At 67.1% G+C, this 6,819-nt stretch carries 8 protein-coding genes; all 8 read left to right on the top strand.

The window, feature by feature from the left end:
• The 8 genes from fliP to Y705_RS0106285 all read left to right on the top strand — a co-directional run bounded on the left by fliP (position 1) and on the right by Y705_RS0106285 (position 6,761).
• The gene (gene fliP / locus Y705_RS0106320; RefSeq protein WP_081737842.1) at positions 1 to 858 is read left to right on the top strand and encodes a flagellar type III secretion system pore protein FliP; all 858 of its coding nucleotides are present in this window, start codon (positions 1 to 3) and stop codon (positions 856 to 858) included.
• Between the two features lies 1 nt (position 859).
• The gene (gene fliQ, locus Y705_RS0106315) at positions 860 to 1,135 is read left to right on the top strand and encodes a flagellar biosynthesis protein FliQ (RefSeq protein ID WP_026532242.1); all 276 of its coding nucleotides are present in this window, start codon (positions 860 to 862) and stop codon (positions 1,133 to 1,135) included.
• A 1-nt stretch (position 1,136) separates the two neighbouring features.
• Complete coding sequence (locus tag Y705_RS0106310; protein WP_026532241.1) at positions 1,137 to 1,895, top strand: flagellar biosynthetic protein FliR; 759 nt, start codon at positions 1,137 to 1,139, stop codon at positions 1,893 to 1,895.
• 1 nt (position 1,896) lies between these two features.
• Positions 1,897 to 3,009: an EscU/YscU/HrcU family type III secretion system export apparatus switch protein gene (locus tag Y705_RS0106305; protein ID WP_026532240.1), complete on the top strand. Its 1,113-nt coding sequence runs from the start codon at positions 1,897 to 1,899 to the stop codon at positions 3,007 to 3,009.
• Positions 3,009 to 5,057 (top strand): flagellar biosynthesis protein FlhA, encoded by a 2,049-nt coding sequence (locus Y705_RS0106300; RefSeq protein WP_026532239.1) that lies wholly within the window; start codon positions 3,009 to 3,011, stop codon positions 5,055 to 5,057. Before Y705_RS0106305 ends, Y705_RS0106300 begins: the two co-directional genes overlap by 1 nt.
• Entirely contained in the window at positions 5,032 to 6,036 is a 1,005-nt protein-coding gene (locus Y705_RS0106295) for a hypothetical protein (protein ID WP_026532238.1), read from the top strand. Before Y705_RS0106300 ends, Y705_RS0106295 begins: the two co-directional genes overlap by 26 nt.
• A gap of 9 nt (positions 6,037 to 6,045) precedes the next feature.
• Entirely contained in the window at positions 6,046 to 6,393 is a 348-nt protein-coding gene (gene csrA, locus Y705_RS17890; RefSeq protein ID WP_049822367.1) for a carbon storage regulator CsrA, read from the top strand.
• Between the two features lie 125 nt (positions 6,394 to 6,518).
• Positions 6,519 to 6,761 carry a hypothetical protein gene (locus Y705_RS0106285; protein WP_026532237.1) on the top strand — a complete coding sequence of 81 codons (243 nt, stop codon included), beginning with the start codon at positions 6,519 to 6,521 and terminating at the stop codon, positions 6,759 to 6,761.
• The last annotated feature ends 58 nt before the right edge of the window (positions 6,762 to 6,819 follow it).

Raw genomic sequence — 6,819 nt, 5'->3', positions numbered from 1 at the left:
GTGAACACTGCAGTACCCGGCCCGTCCCTGCCGCGGCTACGTACCGGATGGGCGGCACTGATCGTCGTCGTCGTGCTGGTTCTCGCCTTCCTGCTGTTCACCGCGGGCCCCGGCTCCGCCTCACCACTCGACCCGCTGCCGCCCGCACCGCCTGCGCCACCCAGTGACCCCGTCGACCCCGGCGACGGGGAGGGGCTGTCGGTCGAGATCAACGGGGTGAACGGCGCGCCGAGCTCTGCGGTCCTCACCCTGATCGGCATCACCCTGCTGTCGGTGGCACCCGCCCTGCTGCTGATGATGACGTCCTTCACCAAGATCTTCGTAGTGCTCGCGATGACCCGCAACGCGCTGTCGCTGCCCTCGATCCCCCCGAACCAGGTGCTCGCGGGCCTCTCACTGTTCCTGTCCCTGTTCATCATGTCGAGCGTGCTGACGGAGATCAACGAACTGGCCGTTCAGCCCTACATCAACGGAACCACCACGTTCACGCAGGCGCTCGAGGACGGCTCGGGTCCGCTGCAGACGTTCATGCTCGCGCACACCCGCGAGGAGGATCTTGCGCTGATGACCCGTGCGTCGGGGCAGGACAATCCCCAGAACGCGCAGAGCGTCCCGCTCACCACGCTCATCCCGGCCTTCATGATCTCCGAGCTCCGTGCGGCCTTCATCATCGGGTTCGTGATCTTCGTGCCGTTCCTCGTGATCGACCTCGTGGTGTCCGCGGCGCTGATGTCGATGGGCATGATGATGCTTCCGCCCGTCATGATCTCCCTGCCGTTCAAGATTTTGCTGTTCGTGCTCGTGGACGGTTGGGGACTGATCATCACCTCGCTCATCAACAGCTACTCGGGCGGTTGACGTGGATACCAATGCGGTCCTCGACATCGGGCTCGCAGGAATCTGGATCGCGGCGAAGCTCTCGGCCCCCATCCTGATCACCGCGCTCGTAGTCGGGTTCGCCATCTCGCTGCTGCAGTCGATCACGCAGATCCAGGAAGTGACGCTGTCCTTCGTCCCCAAGGCGGCGGCAGTATGCATCGCGCTGCTGGTGAGCGGCCACTGGATGATCGCCGAGATGGTGTCCTTCACCAATGAGATGTTCGAGCGCATCCCCGGCCTCCTGAACGGCGGTTGAGATGGATATCCGCCTCGACCAGGCCTGGATCGAAGCCGTGATGCTCGCCGGAGTGCGGATCGTGGCGTTCCTCGTCATCGCACCACCCTTCTCCTACCGCGGAATACCGGCACGCATCAAGGCCATGCTCGCCGTCGGCCTGGCGCTTGCGGTGTCCCCGCAGGTGGTCCAGGGGTATGTGCCCACCAGCACTGCGGCGTATTTCGGCGCCCTGGTCCTTGAGCTCACCACGGGTGCCGCACTCGGCTTCCTGGTGCTGATCGTCTTCTCGGCCGTGCAGTCCGCCGGTAGCCTGATCGACTTGTTCGGCGGCTTCTCCCTGGCCCAGGGGTTCGATCCCCAGTCCATGGTCAACGGCGCCCAGTTCGCACGCCTGTTCCAACTCACGGCACTCACGCTCCTGTTCACCTCCGACGGGTACCAGCTCATTCTCGGAGGGCTCGTCCGGACGTTCACCGCCCTGCCCCTGGGCGGCGCCCTCGACCTCTCCGAACCCGGGCAGGCGATGGTGGGTGCCGTGACGCAGATGTTCCTCGCCGCGGTGCAGATCGCCGGCCCGCTGATCGTGGTCCTGTTCCTCGCCGACGTGGGGCTCGGCCTGCTCACCCGTGTTGCCCCGGCGCTCAACGCCTTCGCGCTGGGTTTCCCGCTGAAGATCCTGATCACGCTGACCCTTGCCGGTGTGGTGTTCGTGGCGCTGCCCCGCGTGGTCTCCACCCTGACCGACGACGCCGTCCGGCTTGTGATGGGGCTGGGCTGACATGGCGGAGGATTCGGGAGAAAAGACCGAGGACGCCACCGACAAACGGATGAAGGAGGTCCGGTCCAAGGGCCAACTCAGCAAGTCCGAGGACTTCACGGCCTGGATCGGCGTGGGCACTGCGGCCCTCCTGCTGCCGTCGGTCATCTCACGGGCGGCCGACGCCGGAACCGAGCAGCTCATCGCGGTGCGGAACGTGGTGTCCAATCCCGAACCGGCGGCGGCGCTCGAATTCCTCGCGCTCGGGATGGGATCCCTCACCGCAGTACTCGGGCCTTTCCTCGCCGTCATGCTGGTGGTGGTGCTCGGCACCGCAGCCCTGCAGGGCGGCATCCACTTCAAGAAGTTTTCCGGCAAGTTCGAGCAGTTCAACGTGGTCACCGGGGTCAAGCGTGTCTTCGGTATGCAGGCCCTATGGCAGGGGGCGAAGGCGCTGCTGAAGACCGCCGTCGTCGGGGTGGTGCTGTTCCTGGTGGTCCAGTCCCTGATGCCCGTGCTGGTTGCCGCAGGCGGGTTGTCGGTGGCGTCGCTCCTCGGCGCGGCGTCAGGCGGGAGCGTCGCGCTCCTGCAGTCCGCCGTCGTCGCCGGCCTGGTGCTCGCCGCCGCGGATGTCCTCGTGGTCACGAGGCGCAACCGCAAGAAGACCCGCATGACCAAGAAGGAGGTCAAGGACGAGAACAAGAACTCCGAAGGCGATCCCCTGATCAAGTCGCAGCGGCGCTCGCGGCAGCTCGCCATGAGCCGGAACCGCATGATCGCGGCGGTGGGCGGGGCCGACGTCGTCCTCGTCAATCCCACACACGTGGCCGTGGCGCTGAAGTACGAACCGGGAAAGGCGGCTCCACGCGTGGTCGCCAAGGGTGCGGACATCATCGCGGCGAAGATCCGCGAGGAAGCCGAGAAGCACCGGGTGCCGATGGTCACCGACATTCCCCTCGCGCGGGCGCTGCACTCGGCCTGCGAACTGGGCCAGGAGATACCCCTCGAGAACTACAACGCCGTGGCCCGCGTGCTCGCCTTCGTGATGGCACTGAAATCCAGGGGCGCCGCGCGCGGCATCCACACCCTGCCCCCACCGAACCCACGATCAGCACCCTCCGGAGGCCTCTTCTGATGAACCGCTCAATCTCGAAGTTCATGGTGCCCATCGGAGTGGTGGGCATCATCCTGCTGCTGGTGGTGCCCGTGCACGTGGTGCTGCTGGACCTGCTCATCATCGTCAACATCCTGTTGGCGCTCGTGATCCTGCTGACCACGATGTTCGTCCGCAAACCGCTGGACTTCTCGGTGTTCCCGTCGCTGCTGCTGGTCGCCACGCTGTTCCGGCTCGGGCTCAATGTCGCCTCCACGCGGCTGGTGCTCGGCGAGGGCTACGCCGGGCAGGTCATCGAGGCCTTCGGCCATGTGGCGGTGGGCGGCTCCATCATCATCGGCGCGGTCATCTTCCTGATCCTCATCGTCATCCAGTTCGTGGTGGTCACCAAGGGCGCCGAGCGCGTGGCCGAGGTGGGCGCCCGCTTCACGCTCGATGCCATGCCGGGCAAGCAGATGGCCATCGACGCCGACCTCAACGCCGGGCTCATTACCGACACCCAGGCCCGCGAGCGCCGTGCCGAGGTGTCCGCCGAGGCGGATTTCTACGGTGCGATGGACGGCGCGTCGAAGTTCGTGAAGGGCGATGCCATCGCGGGCATCATCATCATCATCATCAATATGGTGGGCGGCCTCGCGATCGGCATGGCGCAGCGCGGCATGTCCATCACCGAGGCGCTCAACACCTATGGGCTCCTGACCATCGGCGACGGCCTGGTCACCCAGATCCCGGCACTGCTCATGGCGGTGTCCACCGGCATGATCGTCACGCGCTCGAATGCAGATTCGGACATGGGGTCCACGGCCTCGCAGCAGCTCGGGCAGTCGCAGAACGCGCTGCGGATCGCCGGGGGAGCGGCCCTCGTCATGGCCTTCATCCCGGGGATGCCGATACTTCCCTTCGTGGTGGTGGGTGTGGGACTGATCGTGATTGCACAGCGCATCAAGAAAACGGACGACGACGCCGCTTCCGCGGCCGCTGCAGCCGAGGCGTCGGCGAGTGCTCCGACGACCGATTCGACCGAGGACCTGCTGGAGCAGATGCGTGTCCACGCACTCGAGATCCTCCTTGCGCCGGACCTCGTGGACGTCGTCTCCGGCGCGTCCGATGACCTCCTGGGCCGGGTGCGTGCGCTCCGCCGGAAGATCGCGCTGGACCTCGGCGTGGTGGTTCCTCCGGTGCGCACGCGCGACAGCCTCGAGCTGCCGCCGTCAACCTATGTGATCCGCATCGCCGGGGTGGAGGCCGGCCGCGGTGAGGCTCCGCGCGGCAAGGTCCTCGCGCTGGGGGAGAACCTCGGTGCGCTGCCGGGGACCGCAGTGGTGGAACCGGTGTTCGGACTGGCGGGCAAATGGATACCGGCCGAGCTCCGGCACAACGCGGAAATGACGGGCGCCACGGTGATCGACCGCGTGTCGGTGCTGGTGACCCACCTTTCCTCGGTCATCACCGCCAACGCGGCGCGCCTGCTCTCGCGCGAGGACGTGCGGGTGCTCACCGACGGAGTTCGCCAGGTCAACCCCTCCGCGGTGGAGGAACTGGTCCCGGGGCTGCTCAGCCTCGCCGAGGTGCAGCGGGTTCTGCAGGGTCTGCTGTCCGAGCAGGTGCCCATCAACGACCTCGCGCGCATCTATGAGGCGCTCACCCTCAAGGCGAAGGCATCCGCCGAGCCGGAAGGCCTGATCGAGGCGGCGCGCCAGGCGCTGGGCCCGGCCTTGACCGCACAGTTCCTCGACGGGAAGCTGCTGCGGGTCATCATGATCGATCCGTTGCTCGAGCAGTCGATGCTTGAAGGGCTGCGGCCGTCCGATCAGGGGACGCAGATCCTGCTCGACCCCGCACGGACCGAGGCCGTCCTCGGATCGGTGCGCAGTACGGTGGCCGAGGTGGAGGCGAGCGGCCGCAGCGCGGTGCTGGTTTGTGCACCCGCGCTCCGTCCTGCCATCCGGCGCCTGGTCGCCGGTCAGGCCGGTGGCCTGCCGGTGCTGTCCTACCAGGAGGTCACCAGCGCACAGGTAGCTATCGAAACGGTGGGAGTGGTCCGTGGAACCGCAGTTATTTCATCTTGAGGGTCCCTCGCTCGAAGTACTCCGGGCCCAGGTCGCTGCCCAGCACGGTCCGCACGCCCTGATCATCTCCGCCGAGCGCGTCATGGTCGGCGGCATCAGCGGGTTCTTCGCCCGGCACCACTACGAGATCGTGGTGGAGGTGCCGCGGGCCGCACCGCTGAGTGCTTCAGCGGACATTTCCGGATCCCCGTCGTTTGTTCCGGGACAGCGGATCCGGGGACGGCGCAGTGCTGTCCCGCCTGCTCCGACGGGAATCGGGGCACTGCTGGATCTCGCTGACGAGGCCGAGGAGAGCCTTTCCGGAAGGCCCCCGAGCCGCATCACCGGCCGCGCTTCTGAGGACGCCGCCCGCCCCGCAGCGGTCTCGACCGATACCGGTCTTTTCGCGGCTCTCATGGACGACCTCACCTTCACCACCGGCCGGCCTGCCTCCGGCGGGCGGATTCCCTCTTTTCCGGAACTTCTCACAGGGCCGGGCGATCTTGTGGTGGTGGCGGGGGATCCCCGCGACGTCCTCTCGGTGACGCGGTCCATGGCGGGCACCGTGGGCGGCACGCCGGTCGCACGGGCTGTCGCAGGCAGTGGAGCCGTGCCGGCGGATGGCATCTCACGTGTCGAGACCCGACTGGATGCCGGCAGCTTTCGGGCGTCGGGGGTGGACGGCGGGCATCCGGTGTTCGTGGCCTTCGGGCTCGGCAACGCCGTCGACAATGCCGACGCCCTCCTGGCCCTGTGCCCCGACCAGGTGTGGTGCGTCGTCGACGCCGGCCGGAAGCCGCCCGACACCGCGAGGTGGGTAGGGGAGCTCCGCCGGGGCCTTGAGCGGCACGGGTCCGCGCTGAGCGGCATTGCGGTGGTCGGAGCCCTTACTACTGCCACCCCCGAAACGGTGTACGACCTCGGGGTGCCGGTCGGATGGGTGGACGGCCACCCCTCGGCAAAGGCCGGCCCCGCCGACGCGACGCAGCGGGCGGGTTAGAGTGGTTCGGTGCTGGTTCTAACACGGAAAATTGGCGAACAGATCCTCATCGGCGACGATATTGTCATCACCGTGCTCGATTCCCGGGGCGAAGGCATCCGCATCGGCATCGACGCTCCTCGTGGTGTGAAGATCCAGCGGGAGGAAGTGCTGCGGGCGGTCACCGAGGCCAACGTCGCCGCGGCACAGGCCGACGCCGCAGCAGCTGACCGGCTGAGAGCGCTGTTGGGCGGAGGCGCCGTCGCCACCGGTCCGGTCACTGACTCACCCGGTGCTGGCGCTCCCGGTGCCACCGCTCCCGGTGCCACCGCTCCCGGTGCTGGCGGGAGCGCCGTCGTCGACTCCGACGGAACGTAGCGCCACCTAACAGAAATCACGGCGATTTGGCGAGTGTCGGCCGCCCCTTGTTCTTTTCATTGCATCGGCTTTCGGGCCGGTCATAGCCTGACACCACCTGTTCATTTCAACTATGGAGGTGCCACATGGCTACAGGAGAAACCGGGTTCGACGATGTCTCGTTCGACCTCATCTCGCTGCAGTACCACTCGCTGAAGGCCGGTCACGACTACGGCCAGTACGTACGCGATGCCCGTAACGCCGGCCGCGACGACATAGCGGAGTTCTTCGAGCAGGTCATGGCGCAGGACTCCGAGCGGGCAGCCAAGTGCCATGCGTTCCTCGGCGAGCTGACGGGGTCAGAGGAGTCGGGGCCCGCGCTGAGCTGACGATCTGGCCCCGCCCGCACCCCACCCCCCGCTGATTAAGCACCTATGGCGGCCAAAT

Source organism: Arthrobacter sp. H41, from assembly GCF_000520535.1.
GTDB lineage: Bacteria > Actinomycetota > Actinomycetes > Actinomycetales > Micrococcaceae > Arthrobacter_D.
Note: the sequence above shows the minus strand (reverse complement) of the source record. Positions and strands in the feature narration are given on the sequence as shown.